Raw genomic sequence first — 17,007 nt, 5'->3', positions numbered from 1 at the left:
ACCCTCCCTCCCGGCCGGCCGGCGCACCGAACGCGCCGGCCCGGCCGGACCCGAACAGAAGAGGTTTCCCGTGACGTACCGAATGCCCGCGGAGTGGACCGAGCACGAGGGCTGCCTGATGGCCTGGCCGGTTCGCCCGGAGCTGTGGGGCGACACCCTCGACGAGGTGCAGGGCGAGTACGCGGCGGTCGCCCGCGCCATCGCCGAGTTCGAGCCGGTCACCATGGTGGCGCCGCCCGGTCACGGCGAGGACGCGCGCGCCCGGTGCGGCGCGGGCATCACCGTCGTGGAGCTGCCGACGGACGACTCCTGGTTCCGCGACTCCGCGCCGATCTTCGTCCTGGACGGGGACGGCCGCCGGGCCGGCGTGGACTTCCGCTTCAACGCCTGGGGCCGCAAGCACCACCCCTGGGACGCCGACGACCGGATCAGCGGCCTGCTGCTGGAGCACCTCGGCGACCCGGCGATCCGCTCCGAGATGATCCTCGAAGGCGGTGCGATCACCGTCGACGGGGAGGGCACGCTGATCACCACCGAGCAGTGCCTGCTGCACCCCAACCGCAACCCGGAGCTGACCCGGGAGGAGATCGAGGCCGAGCTGAAGGCGCGGCTCGGCGTCACCAAGGTGATCTGGCTGCCCTACGGCGGCGCGCTGGACACCGAGACCGACGGGCACGTGGACGGCGTCTGCGCCTTCGTCGCCCCCGGCAAGGTCGTGGTGCAGCTGCCGGCCGACCCGGAGCACCCGGACCACGTGCGGATGCGGGCCAACCGCACCGTGCTGGAGCACTCCACCGACGCCCAGGGCCGGCCCTTCGAGATCGTCGACCTGACGCAGGCCGCCTTCGTCGAGGTCGCCGGCCGCGACGTCGAGGTAGGGTACCTGAACTTCTACCTGGCCAACGGCGGTGTCGTCGTGCCGGTAGCCGACCACCCCGAGGACGAGGGTGCGCTGGCCGTGCTCGCCGCCGCCTGCCCGGACCGGAAGGTCGTCGGCGTGCGGGCCAGGGTCATCGCCTACGGCGGCGGTGGCGTCCACTGCATCACCCAGCAGATCCCGGCCGCCCACGCCTGACCCCCTCGCCAGCGAACGGAGAACACCCCCTCATGACTCCCTCCGCGCCCGCGAGACGCGCCGGCGCCCCCGGCCGGCTCGCCCTCGCCACCGCCCTGCTCTCGGCCGCGGCCCTGGTCGCCGCCTGCTCCGGCCCGCCGCGCGGCGGCTCCGACCAGGCGTCGGTCCGGCTCTCCGCCGACACCCCGCCGGCCAAGGGCGAGCTCGACTCCTTCACCTGGGCCACCTACGCGGAGCCGCCCACCCTCGACTACGTCCAGGCCTTCGACTACCCGCAGAACACCGTCCTCGCGAACGTCTGCGAGAGCCTGATGCGCTGGACCCCCCGGCTCACCCTGGCCCCCGGCCTGGCCGAGAAGGCCACCAACCCCGATCCCACCACCTGGGTCTACGACCTGCGGTCCGGCGTGCACTTCCACGACGGCACGGTGATGACCGCCGACGACGTCGTCTACAGCCTCGGCCGGCAGACGAACCCCGACAACGCCTCGGCCTGGGCCCAGGTGTTCCAGAACGTCGACTCCGTCGGCAAGACCGGGCCGCTCCAGGTCACCGTCAAGCTCAAGCAGCCGGACTCCCAGTTCCCGCAGTACATGGCCACCGCCGCCGGCGTGGTCGCCGCCCGGGCCGGGGTGGAGGCGGCCGGCAAGGACTACGGCACCGGCGGCAGCCTCGACTGCACCGGCCCGTTCAAGCTCGGCGCCTGGGCGAAGGGCCAGTCGATCGAGCTCCAGCGCTTCGACGACTACTGGGGCGCCAAGGCCAAGGCCAGGAAGGTCGTCTTCAGCTTCCTCACCGACCCGTCCGCCCGCACCAACGCGATGCTCACCGGCGACGTCGACGGCGGCTACCTGATCCCGACCGAGAGCTACGACCGGCTGCGCAGGAGCGGCGCGGGCACGCTCTACTTCGGCGAGGGCCTGAGCACCGTCAACCTCAACGTCACCAGCATGCAGGGCCCGCTCGGCGACCTCCGGGTCCGCCAGGCCCTGTCCCTGGCGCTCGACCGCTCCGGCTTCGTCAAGACGGGCCTCGCCGGAGCCGGCACCGTCACCGGCTCGCTCACCACCCGGGCCGCCTGGGCCGGCGCCCCCGAGGACGTCCGGAAGGCGGCCTTCGACCACCTCACCCCGACCGCCCAGGACCTGGACCGGGCCAAGGCCCTGGTCAAGGAGGCCGGCGCCGAGGGCAGAACGCTCACCGTCGCCACCAGCACCATCGGCCAGGACGTCTCGCTGCTCGCCACCGCCGTCCAGGCCGCCGGTGCCAGGATCGGCCTGAACGTCCAGCTGAGGACGATCGCCCCGAACGCCTTCACCGCGCTGTTCACCGACCCCAAGGCCCGCGAAGGCCTGGACATGTTCCCCGAGACCTACTACGACTCGGTCACCGACCCGCTCGACCTGCTCACCAACTTCAGGACCGGGGCCTACCAGAACTTCGCCGGCTACAGTGACCCGGCCTACGACGCACTGGTCGACCAGGCCACCGCCGAGTACGACCCGGCCAAGCGCGCCGCGATCGAGGCGAAGCTCCAGCGGACCGCCTCCGAGCAGCTGCTGTGGCTCCCGGTCGCCGAGTGGCCCACCGCCGTCTTCCTCAACAAGCGCATCACCGGCGCCCCCACCACCATCTCGTACATGTACTACCCGTGGGCCGCCGACGTGGGAGCCGCACGGTGAACTTCCTGAGATTCGCCGTCCGGCGGCTGGCCGAGATGGCCGCCACCCTGCTCGGCGCGTCCTTCGTGGTGTTCGGCGCGATGTACCTCGCGCCGGGCAGCCCGGCGAGCTTCCTGCTGTCCGGCCGGTCGGCCTCGCCGGCCGCCCTGCGGGCGATCAACGACCAGTACCACCTCGACGACCCCTTCCTGGTCCGGTACTTCCGCTGGCTGGGCCAGGTGCTTCAGGGCGACTTCGGGCGCTCGATCACCTACCGCACCGACGTGTCCACCCTGCTCGCCGACCGGCTGCCCGCCACCCTGACGCTGGTCGCCATGGCCCTGGTCGTGGTCGTCCTGATCGGCCTGGCCCTGGGCTGGATCGGCGCGGTGCGCGGCGGCGCGACCGACTCGGCGATCCTGCTCTCCACCACGCTCGCGGTCGGCACCCCGTCCTTCGTCGCGGCGGTCCTGCTGCAGGGTCTGTTCGCGGTCACGCTGGGCTGGTTCCCGACCAGCGGCACCGGCGACGGCTTCGCCGACCTGCTGTGGCACCTCACCCTGCCGTCGATCGCCCTCGCGCTGTACCTGATCGGGATGCTCGCCCGGGTCACCCGCTCGGCGATGCTGGAGGCTCTGGAGGGCGAACACGTCGCCGTGGCCCGCAGCCGCGGTGTGCCCGAGCACGAGGTGATCCGCCGCCACGTGTTCCGCAACTCGCTGGGCACCGTCCTGACCACCGGCGGCCTGATCGTCTCCACCCTGCTGGTCTGCACGATCCTGGTGGAGTCCGCGTTCAGCATCGGCGGTATCGGCCAGCTCCTCGAACTGTCCACCACCACCAAGGACTTCCCGACCGTCCAGGCCATCTCGCTGCTGATCGTGGCCCTGTTCATGACCGTGAACCTGGTGGTCGACCTGCTGCACCCGCTGGTCGATCCCCGGGTCACCCTCGGCACCAGGAGGTCCGACGCATGAGTGTCGCCCTCACCCGACGGCCCGGCCTCGGCCGCCTCAAGGCCGCCCGCGCCCCGCTCCACCTGGCCTGCCTCGGCATCGTCGCCCTGGTCGTGCTCGCCGCCCTGCTCGCCCCCTGGGTGGCGCCGGCCGACCCGAACGCCGTCGACCTCGGCAACGCCCTCGCCGGCCCCTCGCCGGACCACCTGCTCGGCGTCGACGCGGCCGGCCGCGACACCCTCTCCCGGCTGCTGCTCGGCGCCCGCACCTCCCTGCTCGGCCCGCTCGGCGTGGTCGTCTTCTCCACCGTCGCGGGCGTGCTGGTCGGCCTGGTCGCCGGCTGGCGCGGCGGCTGGCTCGACTCCGTGCTGTCCCGCAGCACCGAGCTGGTCTTCGCCTTCCCCGGCATGCTGCTCGCCATCCTGATCGTCTCGGTGTACGGGGAGGGCCTGCTCGCCCCCGTCCTCGCCCTCGCGATCGCCTACCTGCCGTACGTCTCGCGGCTGACCCGCTCCCTGGTGCTGGCCGAACGCGAACGGCCGTACGTCAGCGCCTACCGGGTCCAGGGGCACTCCGCCGGGCAGATCTGCCTGCGGCACGTCCTGCCCAACATCGCCCCGATCGTCCTCGCCCAGTCCACCATCAACTTCGGATACGCCCTCATGGACCTGGCCGGCCTGTCCTTCCTCGGACTCGGCGTCCCCGCGCTCACCCCCGACTGGGGGCGGATGGTCTTCGACGGCCAGACCGCGATCCAGCACGGCTACCCGCTGTCCGCGATCCTGCCGTGCGTCCTCATCGTGCTCACCGTCGTCGCCTTCAACGTGGTCGGCGAGCGCTGGGCCGACCGCGTCGCCCGGAGGACCCCATGAACCCGGGGGAGCAGATGAATCCCGAGGACTCCGTGAACCCCGAGGCGCGCGTCAACCCCGAGGACCCCGGGGCGCGGGTGAACGCGCTCGACATCAGGGGCCTGCGGCTCCACCTGCCCGGCGCCGCCCGGCCCGTCCTCGACGGGGTCGACCTCACCGTCGCCCCCGGCGAGACCGTCGCCCTGGTCGGCGAGTCGGGCTCCGGCAAGACCCTCACCTCGCGCACCGCCCTCGGCCTGCTGCCGACCGGCGCCACCGCCGAGGGCAGCGTCCTGGTCGACGGCGAGGACGTCCTGACCATGGGCCCCGAGCGGCTGCGCGCGCTGCGCACCGGCCGGGCCGCGATGATCTTCCAGGACCCCCGGGCCGCCATCAACCCGCTGCGCCGCGTCGGCGACTTCCTGACCGAGGGCGTCCGCCGTACCGGTGTCATGGGCGCGGCCGACGCCGACCGGCGCGCGGCCGAACTGCTCGACGCCGTCGGCCTCGGCCCGGAGCTGCTGCGCCGCCACCCCGGCCGGCTGTCCGGCGGGATGCTCCAGCGCGTCATGATCGCCGCCGCGCTGATGGGTGACCCGGTCCTGCTGCTCGCCGACGAGCCGACCACCGCGCTCGACGTCACCAGCCAGGCCGAGGTGGTCGCGCTCCTCGACCGGCTGCGCGAACGCTTCGGCACCGGCCTGCTGTTCGTCACCCACGACCTCGGGCTCGCCGCCGCCATCAGCGACCGGGTGCACGTCATGTACGCCGGGCGGATCGTCGAGCACGGGCCTGCCGAGGCGCTGTTCGAACGGCCCCGCCACCCCTACACCGCCGCGCTGCTCGCCGCCACTCCCCGGCTGGACGCCGGGCGCGGCCGGCTCGCCGCCATCGACGGCCAACCGCCGGATCTGCGGCAGGAGTTGCCCGGCTGCGCGTTCGCCGCCCGCTGCCGGTACGCCACCGAGCCGTGCCGCACGGAGGCCCCCGCGCCGGGCCCGGTCGCCTGCCACCACCCGCTCGAAGGGAGCCGCGCCGATGACTGAGGCCGTCCTGCAGGTCAACGGGCTGTGCCGCAGCTTCGGCAGCGTACGGGCCGTGGACGAGGTCTCGTTCACCCTCCCGGCCGGCGGCTCGCTCGGCATCGTCGGCGAGTCCGGCTCCGGCAAGACCACCACCGCCCGGATCGTGGTCGGCCTCGAACAGGCCGACGCCGGCGAGGTGTCGGTCCGTGGCCGGGCCCGGACCGGGCGGGCCCGGGGGAGGGCCGAACGGCTGGCCCGCGCCCGCGAGGTGCAGATGGTCTTCCAGGACCCGTACCTCTCCCTGGACCCGCGCACCAGCGTCGAGGCCGTCCTGCGGGAGACCCTGCGGCTGCACTTCCCCGGCACCGACCACGCGGCCCGGATCCGGGAACTCCTCGACCAGGTCGGCCTCGGCACCCGGGCGGCGGAGGCGCTGCCCCGGCAGCTCTCCGGCGGCCAGCGCCAACGCGTCGCCATCGCAAGGGCGTTGGCCGTCGAGCCGGACGTACTGGTGCTGGACGAGGCGGTCGCCGCGCTGGACGTCTCGGTCCAGGCGCAGGTCCTCAACCTGCTCGCCGACATCCGCGAACGGACCGGCGTCGGCTACCTGTTCATCACCCACGACCTCGGCGTGGTCCGCTGCGTGACCGACGAGGTGATCGTGATGCGCCACGGCCGGATCGTCGAGTCCGGCCCCACCTCGCAGGTCCTCGACGCCCCGCAACACGCCTACACCCGGCTGCTGTTGGAGTCCGTCCCGCGGCCCGGCTGGGATCCCGAGCGGATCGCCGCCGCGCGCCGCGCCCTGTAGGACGGCCCCGGACCGGCAGGCGGTGGGACCTGCCGGTCCGGGGCGACCGGGCGGCGCCGGCCGCAGCGCGAACGGGAGCCGGGCACCGGGGCCCCGGCCCCCGGGGAGGGCTGTCCCCCGAACGGCGGAGCCCTGCCGCGCCGGATCCTGACCGTCCTGTCAGTAGCCTGCGGAGCCGAACCCGACACCAACCGGAACGAGGCCCCATGGCTCACCCCCGGCCGTCCCGCCGCTCGCTCCTGCGGTCCGGGGCCGCGCTCGCCGCCCTGGCCCTGGCCGGCGGCTGCTCCTCCGACGGCGGAGCACCGGAGCAGCCCGGTACCGGTGCCGCCGCCTCGGGCGCGGTGCCGTCCGGCAGCCCGACGGCCGGCGGCCAGACGTCCGGCGGCCCGCAGGCCGGCGGCCGGGCGATGCCCGCCGAGTCCGCCCCGCACACCCGCACCTTCATGGCGTGGCCCGCGCTGGAGGAGGTGTGGGGCGACCAACTGCCCGGCGTCCGCCAGGACATCGCGGGCCTGGCCCGGGCCGTCGCGGACTTCGAGCCGGTCGTCCTGCTGGCCCGCCCCGACCAGGCCGACCAGGCCCGGCAGGCCTGCGGCTCCTCGGTCGAGGTGCTCGACCTGATGGTCGACGACCTGTGGGCCCGGGACACCGGGCCGACCTTCGTCACCGGCCCGCAGGGGCTCGCCGGGATCGACTTCAACTTCAACGGCTGGGGCGGCAAACAGACCCACGCCAACGACAGCCAGGTCGCCCGCAACGTCCTCGCCCACTACGGCATCCCCCGGATCCAGGCGCCGATCACCGGCGAGGGCGGCGGCATCGAGGTGGACGGCGAGGGCACGCTGATGGCCACCGAGAGCTCCTGGGTCAACGACAACCGCAACCCCGGCATCTCCCGCGACCGGATCGAGGCGAGCTTCAAGGAACTGCTCGGCGTCGAGAAGGTGATCTGGTTCCAGGGCGTCGCCGGGCAGGACATCACCGACTGCCACATCGACGCCCTCGCCCGCTTCGCCGAGCCCGGCACCGTCGTCCTGCACCGCCCCGCCGCCGGCACCCCGCCGGACGTCTGGACCACCGCCTCCGCGCAGGCGGTGCGGGTGCTCGCGTCCGCGACCGACGCCAAGGGCCGCGCGCTCACGGTGGTCGACCTCCCCGAGCCCGACCTCGACCTGATCCCGGGCGCCGGCAAGAACTTCCTCGCCACCTACCTCAACTACTACGTCTGCAACGGCGGCGTCATCGTCCCGCGCTTCGGCGACCAGGCCGCCGACGACCGGGCGGCCGGCATCATCGGCGACCTCCACCCGGGCCGCCGGGTCACCCGGATCGACATCAACCACATCGCCGCGGGCGGCGGCGGCATCCACTGCGCCACCCAGCAGCAGCCGGTCACCGGATCGTGAGCGCGCCGAGGTTGCGCGGCAACCGTTTCCTCCTCGCCCTGCTGATCGTGGCGGTCCTGTGCTCGGTCGGCGTCGCGCTGTACCTGAACGAGCGCAACACCCGGCAGCAGCCGCACGAGCTGGCCCTGCCGAGCGCCGGTGACTGGATCGAACTGGACGTCACCTCCCAGGAGATCGACCCCGGGACGGGCAACCTCACCGTCTTCGTGGTGGCGGTCCCGCACGGCGGGCTCGCCGTGGGGCCGGACTCCTCCGCCTTCACCCGGCAGGTCGTGATCACCGTCCAGGCGGCGACCCGCACCGAGCTGCGGGCGGCGCCGGGGGAGGCCGCGACGCCCCAGGCCGTCCAGGCCGACTTCTACAGCGGCACCCTGACCGACTACCCCTTCGACCGCCACCACTTCGCGCTGTCGTTCGCGGCCTCGGACAGCGCGGGCGGCGTCCCGGTCGGCCTGGTCGTCGTGAACGCCGACCCGTTCTTCGTGGTCCACCCGACCAGCACCCCGAGCCCCTCCGGGGCGATCGTCCTGGAGGGCACGGTCACCAGGGCGCGCAGCACCTTCATCCTGGCCTGGTTCATGATCGCGGCCATGTGGGCGCTCGCCCTGGCGGTCGCGGCCGGGGCCGAGGTGCTCCACCGGGGACGGCAGGGGATGGTCTGGCCCTCGCTCGGGTGGATGGCCGCGACCCTGTTCGCGCTCATCGGCATGCGCAACGCCGCGCCCGGGTCGCCGCCGATCGGGTCGCTGATCGACTACCTGGCCTTCTTCTGGGCCGAGGGCATCATCGCGGCGTGCCTCACCTTCACCGTCGCGGCCGGCGCCCGGGTCGAGCGCCGCAAGCGCGCGGAGGCCGCGGAGGCCGCTGCGGCCGCGGCCGGTCCCGGTCCGTGACGGGAGGTGCCCCGGCCGGTCGGGTCACGGGTCAGGTGGGGGTGTGGCGGGTCAGCTCAGGTCGGGTCAGCTCAGCTCAGGTCGGGTCAGGTCGGGTCAGCTCAGGGCGGGTCGGGTCAGGCGGTGGCGGACAGCGAGTCCAGCAGGGTCCGCAGCACCCGCCCGGCGTCCACCGTCCCGTCGAGCGAGCCGATGGCGGCGAGGCCGTCCACGGCGGCGGCGAAGGCCTCGCCGAGCGGGACCGGGTCGGCGTCGCCGCCGCGCTCCTCGACCAGGCAGCGGAACAGGCGCACGAAGGCGGAGCGCCACCGCGCGTACTCGGCCTCCAGGCCCGCGCGGACGCGCTCGTCGTTGAGGGCGAGCCAGTGCAGGGCCGCGTGCAGCCGGGCCAGGTCGGGGCTCTCGGGCCGGGTGAGCAGCGCCAGCACCCGGTCGGCGCGCTCGGCGTAGCCGCCCGGGCCGGCGACGGCCTCCTCCAGCGGGGTGATCCACTCGGGCCGGATGTCCGCCACGACCGCGACGATCAGGTCGGTGCGGTCCGCGAAGTGGTAGTGGCACATCCCGTGCGAAACCCCGCACAGCGCGGCCACGTTGCGGGTGGTGAACCGCCCGGCGCCGTCGCCCGCGAGCAGGGTGCGGGCCGCGGCGATCAGCCGGGCCCTGGTCTGCTCGCCCTTGGCGGAAGCGCGCGCCCGGCCGGTGCCGCCGGATCCGGGGGCCGTTCGCGGGGCTGCGCCCGTCGCCTGTGTCGCCATGGCCGCCACTGTAACGACTGCGGGAGCGCGGCAGGGGCGCATCGGCACCGATAGCTGCGCAAAGTATTGACCGAGCGCTTGGCCAGTTTTACCTTTTCGGTCAACTGCTGCACCAGCAGCGGACTTTGACGTGGAGGCAATGATGGAGGAGAGCTCCAGACCCCGGCCGGCGTTCGACGGCGGGCTCGACCGGCGCCGGTTCCTGGCGGCCGCCGGGCTCACCGTGGCCGGCACCGCGCTGACCGCCGTGGCCGGCGGGCCGGCGCAGGCGCGGGCGGTGCGACCCCGCGGCGGCACCGCCGGCCCGGCCGTCGCCGCCGCCACCGGCTACCGCGTGCCGCTGGACACCGTCCGGCACACCCGGACCTGGATGGCCTGGCCGGACAACAGCGGCATCTGGCGGACCAAGCTCGGCGGCGTCCAGTCGAACATCGCGCTGATCGCCAAGACCATCGCGACGTACGAGCCGGTGACCATGTGCGCCAACCCGGCCAGTGTCGCCAAGGCGCGCTCGATGTGCGGCTCGGCCGTCACCGTCATCGGGGACATCCCGGTCGACGACTGCTGGATGCGCGACACCGGCCCGGTCTTCCGCACCGACGGCGCGGGCGGCCTCGACACCGTCGGCCTCAACTTCAACGGCTGGGGCAACCACCAGAACCCGCACGGCAACGACGCCCTGGTCGCCCAGCGCGTCGCCGCCTACCTCGGCCTGCCGTTCACCGCGGCCGGGCTGGTCGCCGAGGGCGGCGCCGTCGAGACCGACGCCGCGGGGACGCTGATGGCCACCCGCAGCAGCATCATCAACGCCAACCGCAACCCCGGCATGTCCCAGGCCGCGATCGAGAGCGCGCTGTGCGCCGCCTTCGGCGCCACCAAGGTGATCTGGTTCCCCGGCATCGCGGGCCAGGACATCACCGACGACCACGTGGACGCCACGTCCCGCTTCGTCGGCGCGGGCACCGCGACGGTCCAGATGCCCCTGGCGAGCGACACCGACGCCTGGTCCCAGGACGAGCGCCAGCAGTACCGGACCCTGACCACCTCCACCAGCGCCGAGGGCACCCCGTTCACGGTCAGCCGCATCCAGGGGCCCGACTACACCCTCATCCGCTCGACCGACCCCAACTTCGTCGGCTCCTACGCCAACTACTACCTGTGCAACAACGCGGTGATCTCCGCGCAGTTCGGCGACACCCGGGCCGACGCCGCCGCCAGGGCCGCCCTCGCCCGGCTGTTCCCCGGCCGCACCGTCGAACAGCTGAACATCGACTACCTCGGCGCGGGCGGCGGCGGCATCCACTGCGTCACCCAGCAGCAGCCCGCCGGGTGAATCCGCCGGGGCCGGGTCCGGTCCGCCGACCGGACCCGGCCCCGGCGGCGGCCGGCCCCCGGGACGCTCCCGGGGGCCGGCCCGTCCGGTCAGCCGAGGGCGGGGACGTCGTGCGTGGCGCAGTGGATGCCACCGCCGCCGGCCGCGATCGCGTCGATCTTCACCGGGACGATCTCGCGGCCGGGGAAGTACTGCTTCATGGTCTGCTGCGCCCGCTCGTCGGCCCTGGCGTCGCCGAACTTCGGCAGGTAGACGCCCTTGGTGCCGAGGTAGAAGTTCATGTAGGAGGAGACGAAGGCGTCACCGCGCCCGGTGATCCTGTCCGGGTCGGGCTGCTGGAGCTCCACCACCTGCAGCTTCCTGCCCGTCGCGTCGGTGGCCTCCTTCAGCACGGTGCGGGCCTGGTCGGCCGAGCGGGACCAGACGTCCGGCGGGGTGCCGGGGAAGGCACGGTCCAGGAGGACGACGCCGGGGGCGGCGAAGCGGGTCAGGCAGTCGACGTGGGCGTCGGTGATGTCCTTGCCCTTGACGCCCGCCAGCCAGATCACCTTGGTCACGCCGAGCAGCTTCTTCAGCTCGGCCTCGACCTGGTCCCGGCTCATGCCCGGGTTGCGGTTGTCGTTGACGACGGAGCTCTCGGTCACCAGCAGGGTGCCCTGGCCGTCGGTCTCGAAGGAGCCGCCCTCGGCGACCAGCCGGGTCTCGATCCGCTCGACGCCGTACGTGGCCAGCACCGCCCGGGCGACCTTGGAGTCGTTGCCGCGCTGCTGCTTGCCGCCCCAGCCGTTGAAGTTGAAGTCGACGCCCTTGACCGTGCCGCCCTCCTCCACGAACACCGGCAGGGTGTCCCGGGCCCACAGGTCGTCGACGGCGATCGGCACGACCTCGACGGCCGAGCCGCAGGCCTTCCGGGCGGCGTCCTGCTGCTCCGGGCGGGCCATCAGGACGACCGGCTCGCGGGCGGCGATGGCCTGGGCCAGGCCCGCGACGTCCCGGCGGACGTCCGCGAGCTGGTCGCCCCAGATGCTCTCGGAGGCGGGCCAGGACATCACCGTGCGCAGGTGCTTGTCCCACTCGGCCCCGAACCGGCGCACCCCGGGGGTGCCGCCGGGCTCCTGGGACGGCGGCGCGGCGCCGTCGACGTCCTCGACGCCGGTGGGGTCGCAGGCGGTGAGGCCGAGGGTGAGGGCGCCGACACCGAGGCCGACACCGGCGAGGGAACGCATCAGGGTGCGGCGGGGCAGGGCGTTGGTCATACGGGAACTCCAGCGGTGGGTCCGGGCGGTGGGCGTGGCGTGCGAGGTGGGACGGGCGTGTGCGGGAGGTCGGCCGGTGGCTACGGCAGCGGCTCGTGCATGGTCGAGCAGTGGATGCCGCCGCCTCCGGCCATCAGGCGGTCGACGTCGATCTGCACCACCTCGCGGCCGGGGAAGGCCGCGGCGAGCGCGTCCCTGGCGGCGGCGTCCTTGTAGGCGTCGCCGAACCGGGCGGTGATGACACCGCCGTTGACGACGTGGAAGTTGAGGTAGGAGTCCACGAACGCGGAGCTGCGGGAGCGGACGGTGTCCGGGCCGTGCACGGGGACGACCTGCAGCCGGCGGCCGCGGGCGTCGGTGGCGGCGGACAGGATCGCGAACTGCTCGCGGGCGTCCCGCGCCCAGGCGTCGTCGCGGTCCGCCGGCGGCAGCTGCACCATCACCACACCGGGGCGGACGAACCGGGAGGTGACGTCCACGTGGTCGTCGGTGATGTCCCGGCCCTTGATGCCGGGCAGCCAGATCATCCGGTCCGCGCCGTAGGCCTCCAGGACGGCCTCCTCGATCTCGTCCCGGCTCATCCCGCGGTTGCGGTTCTTGTTGACCAGGCTGCTCTCGGTGGCCATCACGGTGCCGTCGCCGTCGGTCTCGATCGCCCCGCCCTCGCCGACGAAGTCCGCGTAGGAGTGGCGCAGGCCGCGGCGGGTGGCGATCAGCTCGGCGGCCCGGGCGTCGTCGTGGTGCACCTGCTTGTTGCCCCAGCCGTTGAAGTTGAGCACCACGGCGTCCAGGCCGCCGTACCCGTCCCGGCGGAACACCGGCGCGATGTCGCGCATCCACAGGTCGTCGGTGGGGATCGCGGTGATCACCTCCACCCCGGAGCCGCACCGGGACCGGGCCTTGCCCGCGGTCCAGTCGTCGGGGGCGCACATGACCACCGGCTCGAACTCGGCGATCGTGCGGGCGATCAGGGCGATGTCCTCCTGGACGCCGCCCAGGCGCAGCCCCCACACGCCCCGGCGGGAGGGCCAGGACATCCAGGTCCGCGCGTGCGGGACGTCGTCCGCCGGCACCCAGGGGTAGGGCTCGGCGGAACGGTCATCGCGGTAGTGGGTCATGAGGGTCTCCAGATCGTGCGACGGTGCCGGGAAGGGTGCCGAAGAGCCGCCGACTCCACTCTTCGCGCCGCGACGCACCGGCGCACCACGGGAGCGGAGCGGGCGGGGGAGCGCCCTGCCTGCGGGTTCAGGCTGACACTGACTGAAAGTTCAGTCAAACTCGCGGGCGTGTCCTGACGCGTCCTTGACGGCTGCTGTGCGCAGCGTGACGACCGGGCGACTCCGGGCTGTTCCTGCTGCTCCGCCGTGCTGTGTGCGGCGGCGCGCGGCGCCGTGCCGCTGCGGGGAGTCGGGCCGAGCTCAGGAACCGAGCCGGGCCACCTCGGCCTCGATCGCGTCCGCCATCAGCGTCCGGGCGTGCGCCAGCGGCAGGCTGCCGCTGAGCCAGCGGGTACTCAGCCCCTCCAGCAGTGCGGTCAGCCGCTCCGCCGCGCCGGCCAGCGCGACCGCCGAGGACATCGGCCGGACGACGCCGAGCAGCTCGGCGATCTCCTGCACCCAGATCCGGGTGGCCCGCGCCAGGTCCTCGCGCAAGGTCTCGTCGAACACCGCGCTCGCCCGCAGCTCGCCCCAGGCGGTGCTGTTCTCCCGCACCTCGACGGTGTCCTGGAGCTCCAGCAGCAAGGTCTGCTCCAGCTCCTCACGCGCCGTCAGCGGCGGCGCGTCCGGGTCGCGGTCGGTCGTGTAGCGCTCCGCCCGGTCGTTGATGAACTCCAGCGTCTGCCGGAGGATCCCGGTGCGGTCCTTGAAGTGGTAGTAGATGAGCGCGGTCGACACGTTCGCCTCGGCCGCGAGTTCCTCCACCCGCAGCCCGCGCACCCCGCGGCGGGCGATCACCCGTGCCGCGGCTTCCAGGATCGACGTTTTACGACTGGCCACGGTCCACCACCTTACCGGTGCGTACCGGCAAGATCGGAACCGCGGTCTGAGAAACAGGTCAGCCACCGGGTCGGCGTGTCGGTGCTGCGGCGGGCGGGAAGGTCCCGGCTGCTCGCACGTCGCCCCCGACCCCTCCCGATCGGATGCCCGGCCTTGGACTCCCTGCTGCTCTCCCGCCGTGACCTCGACTTCCTGCTGCACGACTGGCTGGACGTCACCGCCCTGACCCGTCGCCCCCGCTACGCCGACCACGACCGGGACACCTTCGACGCGGTGCTGGACCTCAGCGAGTCCATCGCCACCCGGCACTTCGCCCCGCACAACAAGAAGGGCGACGCCGAGGAACCCCGCTTCGACGGCGAGCGGGTCCACCTCATCCCGGAGATCGGCCGGGCCCTGCGGGTCTATGCCGAGGCCGGCCTGGTCGGCGCCTCGATGGACCACGACCTCGGCGGCCAGCAGCTGCCCGTCGTGGTCGCCAACGCCTGCCGGGCCTGGTTCCAGGCCGCCAACATCGCCACCGCCTCCTATCCGCTGCTCACCGTCGGCAACGCCAACCTGCTGCTGGCGCACGGCAGCCGGGAGCAGATCGACACCTACGTGCGGCCGATGGTCGAGGGCCGGTTCTTCGGCACCATGTGCCTCTCCGAGCCGCAGGCCGGATCCTCGCTCGCCGACCTCACCACCCGGGCGGTGCCGGCGGCCGACGGCACGTACCGGATCTCCGGCACCAAGATGTGGATCTCCGGCGGCGACCACGAGCTCAGCGAGAACATCGTCCACCTGGTGCTGGCCCGGATCCCCGGCGGCCCGGCGGGCGTGAAGGGCATCTCGCTGTTCATCGTGCCCAAGTTCCTGGTCGGACCGGACGGCGCGCTCGGGGAGCGCAACGACGTGGTGCTCGCCGGCCTCAACCACAAGATGGGCTACCGCGGCACCACCAACACCCTGCTCAACTTCGGCGAGGGCCGGCACACCCCCGGCGGCGCCCCGGGCGCGGTCGGTCACCTGGTCGGCGAGGCCCACCACGGGCTCGCGTACATGTTCCACATGATGAACGAGGCCCGGATCGGCGTCGGCCAGGGCGCCACCGCGCTCGGTTACACCGGCTACCTGCACGCCCTCGACTACGCCCGCACCCGCCCGCAGGGCCGTCCGCTCGGGGCCAAGGACCCGAACGCCCCGCAGGTGCCGATCATCGAGCACCCGGACGTCCGCCGGATGCTGCTGGCGCAGAAGAGCTACGTGGAGGGCGCGCTCGCCCTCGGCCTGTACTGCAGCCGGCTGCTCGACGAGGAGGCCACCGGCGCCACGCCCGAGGACCGGGCCCGGGCGAAGCTGCTGCTGGACGTCCTCACGCCGATCGCCAAGAGCTGGCCGTCGCAGTGGTGCCTGGCCGCCAACGACCTCGCCATCCAGGTGCACGGCGGCTACGGCTACACCCGCGAGTACGACGTCGAGCAGTTCTACCGGGACAACCGGCTCAACCCCATCCACGAGGGCACGCACGGCATCCACGGCCTCGACCTGCTCGGCCGCAAGGTGGTGATGGCCGGCGGCGCGGGGCTGCGCCTGCTCCTCGACACCCTCGCGGCGACCACCGCGCGGGCCGCGGCGGCCGGCGGCGAGGCGGCCGGGCTCGCCGCCCGGCTGGACGCCGCCGCGGCCCGGATCGGGCGGACCACCGCCGCGCTGTGGGCGACCGGGGACCCGGCGACCGCGCTGGCCAACGCCTCCGTCTACCTGGAGGCCGTCGGCCACGTGGTGCTGGCCTGGATCTGGCTGGAGCAGTTCCTCGCGCTGGGCGAGGGCGCGGACGCCTTCCGGGCCGGGAAGCGGCAGGCCGCCCGGTACTTCTTCCGGGTCGAACTGCCGCGCACCGGGCCGCAGTTCGACCTGCTGGACAGCCTCGACCGGACGGCGGCGGAGTGCCGCCCCGAGTGGTTCTGACGGTCCCGCGCGTTCGGCCTGTCCCCGCCGGGGCGGGCCGTACCGGCGTGCGGCCCGTCACGGCGCGGCCGGTGCCGTCAGCCGTGCGGGGTGTGCGTCCGGCGGCGGGCGGCGAACCGGCGGCGGGCGGCGAGGGCGGCGGCGAGGTGGCAGGCCAGGCCGACCGCGACGGCGAGCAGCGGCCCCTTCGTGCCGAGCCACAGGTGGAGGAGCAGGCCCGCGGGGATCAGCAGGATCGCCGCGGTGCGCAGGGCGCGGTTGCCGCGGGGCGCGGTGGTGATCACGCGCGCTCCCCGGGCGCCGCGGACGCCCCGGGCGTGCCGGGCCCCGCAGGCGTGCCGGGATCCGTGGGCTTGGCGGCCCGGACGTAGTGGATCCACGGGTGCAGGTCGCCGGTCTCGATGCCGGTGAAGCCGGCGTCCCGGACGAGCGGCTGGAGCAGGTGGACCGGGTTGTGCTCCATGACCGGCCCGGTGACGGCGCCGACCAGGTGACGGGCCAGCGGGTTGGCGGGCGGGCGGAAGTCCGCGAGCAGGAGACGGCCGCCCGGGCGCAGGACGCGGTACATCTCGGCGGCGGCGCGGGCGCGGACGTCCTCGGGCAGGTGGTGGACCATCAGGCTGCTGACCACGAGGTCGTAGCCGCCGTCGGGGCCCGGGAGGTCCTCGGCGATGCCGTCGGCGAAGGCGCACTGCGGGTGGCGGACGGCGCGCCGGCGCGCGTGGGCGAGGACGTCGGGGGAGGGGTCGATGCCGAGCGCGCTGCCGGTCGGGCCGACGGCGTCGGCGACGCACAGGGTGAGGTAGCCGGTGCCGCAGCCGACGTCGAGGGCGCGGTCGCCGGGGCGGGCGCCGCTGAGGCGGGCGAGGCGGGTGAAGACCTGGCGGCGCCGGCCGCCGAAGAAGACGTTGCCGAAGGCCTCGTAGGCGCGTCCGTGGGTGAGCGTCTGCCCGCCGGTGCGGGTGTCCGAGGTGCCGTGCAGAAAGCGTGCGAGTTCCATGCCGGGCTCTTTCTTAGTGGCGACTAAGTAGCACT

16 protein-coding genes are annotated in these 17,007 nt (G+C 73.8%); 10 read left to right on the top strand and 6 right to left on the bottom strand.

Annotated features, from left to right (window positions below; all coding sequences use genetic code 11):
* Window positions 1–70: 70 nt before the first annotated feature.
* From AB0Q99_RS01595 to AB0Q99_RS01560, 8 genes are all read left to right on the top strand, one after another.
* On the top strand, window positions 71–1,075 hold the full coding sequence (locus AB0Q99_RS01595; RefSeq protein ID WP_363567335.1) for an agmatine deiminase family protein: 1,005 nt from the start codon (window positions 71–73) through the stop codon (window positions 1,073–1,075).
* A gap of 32 nt (window positions 1,076–1,107) precedes the next feature.
* The gene (locus AB0Q99_RS01590; RefSeq protein WP_363567333.1) at window positions 1,108–2,757 is read left to right on the top strand and encodes an ABC transporter substrate-binding protein; all 1,650 of its coding nucleotides are present in this window, start codon (window positions 1,108–1,110) and stop codon (window positions 2,755–2,757) included.
* On the top strand, window positions 2,754–3,713 hold the full coding sequence (locus tag AB0Q99_RS01585; RefSeq protein WP_363567331.1) for an ABC transporter permease: 960 nt from the start codon (window positions 2,754–2,756) through the stop codon (window positions 3,711–3,713). Before AB0Q99_RS01590 ends, AB0Q99_RS01585 begins: the two co-directional genes overlap by 4 nt.
* Window positions 3,710–4,564 carry an ABC transporter permease gene (locus tag AB0Q99_RS01580; protein ID WP_363567329.1) on the top strand — a complete coding sequence of 285 codons (855 nt, stop codon included), beginning with the start codon at window positions 3,710–3,712 and terminating at the stop codon, window positions 4,562–4,564. Before AB0Q99_RS01585 ends, AB0Q99_RS01580 begins: the two co-directional genes overlap by 4 nt.
* Window positions 4,561–5,589 carry an ABC transporter ATP-binding protein gene (locus AB0Q99_RS01575; protein ID WP_363567327.1) on the top strand — a complete coding sequence of 343 codons (1,029 nt, stop codon included), beginning with the start codon at window positions 4,561–4,563 and terminating at the stop codon, window positions 5,587–5,589. The genes AB0Q99_RS01580 and AB0Q99_RS01575 overlap by 4 nt, the downstream gene beginning before the upstream one ends.
* Window positions 5,582–6,379 carry an ATP-binding cassette domain-containing protein gene (locus AB0Q99_RS01570; RefSeq protein ID WP_363567326.1) on the top strand — a complete coding sequence of 266 codons (798 nt, stop codon included), beginning with the start codon at window positions 5,582–5,584 and terminating at the stop codon, window positions 6,377–6,379. Before AB0Q99_RS01575 ends, AB0Q99_RS01570 begins: the two co-directional genes overlap by 8 nt.
* Window positions 6,380–6,585: 206 nt before the next feature.
* The gene (locus AB0Q99_RS01565; RefSeq protein WP_363567324.1) at window positions 6,586–7,788 is read left to right on the top strand and encodes an agmatine deiminase family protein; all 1,203 of its coding nucleotides are present in this window, start codon (window positions 6,586–6,588) and stop codon (window positions 7,786–7,788) included.
* A gap of 11 nt (window positions 7,789–7,799) precedes the next feature.
* Complete coding sequence (locus AB0Q99_RS01560; RefSeq protein WP_363567322.1) at window positions 7,800–8,681, top strand: DUF4436 family protein; 882 nt, start codon at window positions 7,800–7,802, stop codon at window positions 8,679–8,681.
* 116 nt (window positions 8,682–8,797) lie between these two features.
* Here the strand turns inward: AB0Q99_RS01560 and AB0Q99_RS01555 are convergent, their stop codons facing one another.
* A complete protein-coding gene (locus AB0Q99_RS01555) occupies window positions 8,798–9,436 on the bottom strand; it encodes a TetR/AcrR family transcriptional regulator (protein WP_363567321.1) in 639 nt (212 codons plus the stop codon).
* A gap of 142 nt (window positions 9,437–9,578) precedes the next feature.
* Here AB0Q99_RS01555 and AB0Q99_RS01550 point away from each other — a divergent pair, with 142 nt between their 5' ends.
* Window positions 9,579–10,769 (top strand): agmatine deiminase family protein, encoded by a 1,191-nt coding sequence (locus AB0Q99_RS01550; RefSeq protein ID WP_363567319.1) that lies wholly within the window; start codon window positions 9,579–9,581, stop codon window positions 10,767–10,769.
* Window positions 10,770–10,858: 89 nt separating this feature from the next.
* Here the strand turns inward: AB0Q99_RS01550 and AB0Q99_RS01545 are convergent, their stop codons facing one another.
* From AB0Q99_RS01545 to AB0Q99_RS01535, 3 genes are all read right to left on the bottom strand, one after another.
* Window positions 10,859–12,025 carry an agmatine deiminase family protein gene (locus AB0Q99_RS01545; RefSeq protein ID WP_363567317.1) on the bottom strand — a complete coding sequence of 389 codons (1,167 nt, stop codon included), beginning with the start codon at window positions 12,023–12,025 and terminating at the stop codon, window positions 10,859–10,861.
* 80 nt (window positions 12,026–12,105) lie between these two features.
* Window positions 12,106–13,143: an agmatine deiminase family protein gene (locus AB0Q99_RS01540; protein ID WP_363567315.1), complete on the bottom strand. Its 1,038-nt coding sequence runs from the start codon at window positions 13,141–13,143 to the stop codon at window positions 12,106–12,108.
* 300 nt (window positions 13,144–13,443) lie between these two features.
* On the bottom strand, window positions 13,444–14,022 hold the full coding sequence (locus AB0Q99_RS01535; RefSeq protein WP_363567313.1) for a TetR/AcrR family transcriptional regulator: 579 nt from the start codon (window positions 14,020–14,022) through the stop codon (window positions 13,444–13,446).
* 153 nt (window positions 14,023–14,175) lie between these two features.
* On the opposite strand from AB0Q99_RS01535, the gene AB0Q99_RS01530 reads away from it, so the two are divergent.
* On the top strand, window positions 14,176–15,972 hold the full coding sequence (locus AB0Q99_RS01530) for an acyl-CoA dehydrogenase (RefSeq protein ID WP_363567311.1): 1,797 nt from the start codon (window positions 14,176–14,178) through the stop codon (window positions 15,970–15,972).
* Window positions 15,973–16,049: 77 nt separating this feature from the next.
* Here the strand turns inward: AB0Q99_RS01530 and AB0Q99_RS01525 are convergent, their stop codons facing one another.
* Window positions 16,050–16,256 (bottom strand): hypothetical protein, encoded by a 207-nt coding sequence (locus AB0Q99_RS01525; RefSeq protein ID WP_363567309.1) that lies wholly within the window; start codon window positions 16,254–16,256, stop codon window positions 16,050–16,052.
* Entirely contained in the window at window positions 16,253–16,972 is a 720-nt protein-coding gene (locus AB0Q99_RS01520) for a methyltransferase domain-containing protein (protein WP_363567308.1), read from the bottom strand. The genes AB0Q99_RS01525 and AB0Q99_RS01520 overlap by 4 nt, the downstream gene beginning before the upstream one ends.
* Window positions 16,973–17,007: the final 35 nt, after the last annotated feature.

Source organism: Kitasatospora sp. NPDC086791, assembly GCF_040685975.1.
Classification (GTDB): Bacteria; Actinomycetota; Actinomycetes; order Streptomycetales; family Streptomycetaceae; genus Kitasatospora.
The sequence above is the reverse complement of the archived record's forward strand: the minus strand, read 5'-3'. Positions and strand labels throughout refer to the sequence as shown.

Coding starts and splice junctions, on each gene's coding strand:
- AB0Q99_RS01520 (WP_363567308.1), bottom strand. CDS start 16,972: ATGGAACTCGCACGCTTTCTGCACGGCACCTCGGACACCCGCACCGGC.
- AB0Q99_RS01550 (WP_363567319.1), top strand. CDS start 9,579: ATGGAGGAGAGCTCCAGACCCCGGCCGGCGTTCGACGGCGGGCTCGAC.
- AB0Q99_RS01540 (WP_363567315.1), bottom strand. CDS start 13,143: ATGACCCACTACCGCGATGACCGTTCCGCCGAGCCCTACCCCTGGGTG.
- AB0Q99_RS01570 (WP_363567326.1), top strand. CDS start 5,582: ATGACTGAGGCCGTCCTGCAGGTCAACGGGCTGTGCCGCAGCTTCGGC.
- AB0Q99_RS01545 (WP_363567317.1), bottom strand. CDS start 12,025: ATGACCAACGCCCTGCCCCGCCGCACCCTGATGCGTTCCCTCGCCGGT.
- AB0Q99_RS01575 (WP_363567327.1), top strand. CDS start 4,561: ATGAACCCGGGGGAGCAGATGAATCCCGAGGACTCCGTGAACCCCGAG.
- AB0Q99_RS01590 (WP_363567333.1), top strand. CDS start 1,108: ATGACTCCCTCCGCGCCCGCGAGACGCGCCGGCGCCCCCGGCCGGCTC.
- AB0Q99_RS01580 (WP_363567329.1), top strand. CDS start 3,710: ATGAGTGTCGCCCTCACCCGACGGCCCGGCCTCGGCCGCCTCAAGGCC.
- AB0Q99_RS01555 (WP_363567321.1), bottom strand. CDS start 9,436: ATGGCGACACAGGCGACGGGCGCAGCCCCGCGAACGGCCCCCGGATCC.
- AB0Q99_RS01565 (WP_363567324.1), top strand. CDS start 6,586: ATGGCTCACCCCCGGCCGTCCCGCCGCTCGCTCCTGCGGTCCGGGGCC.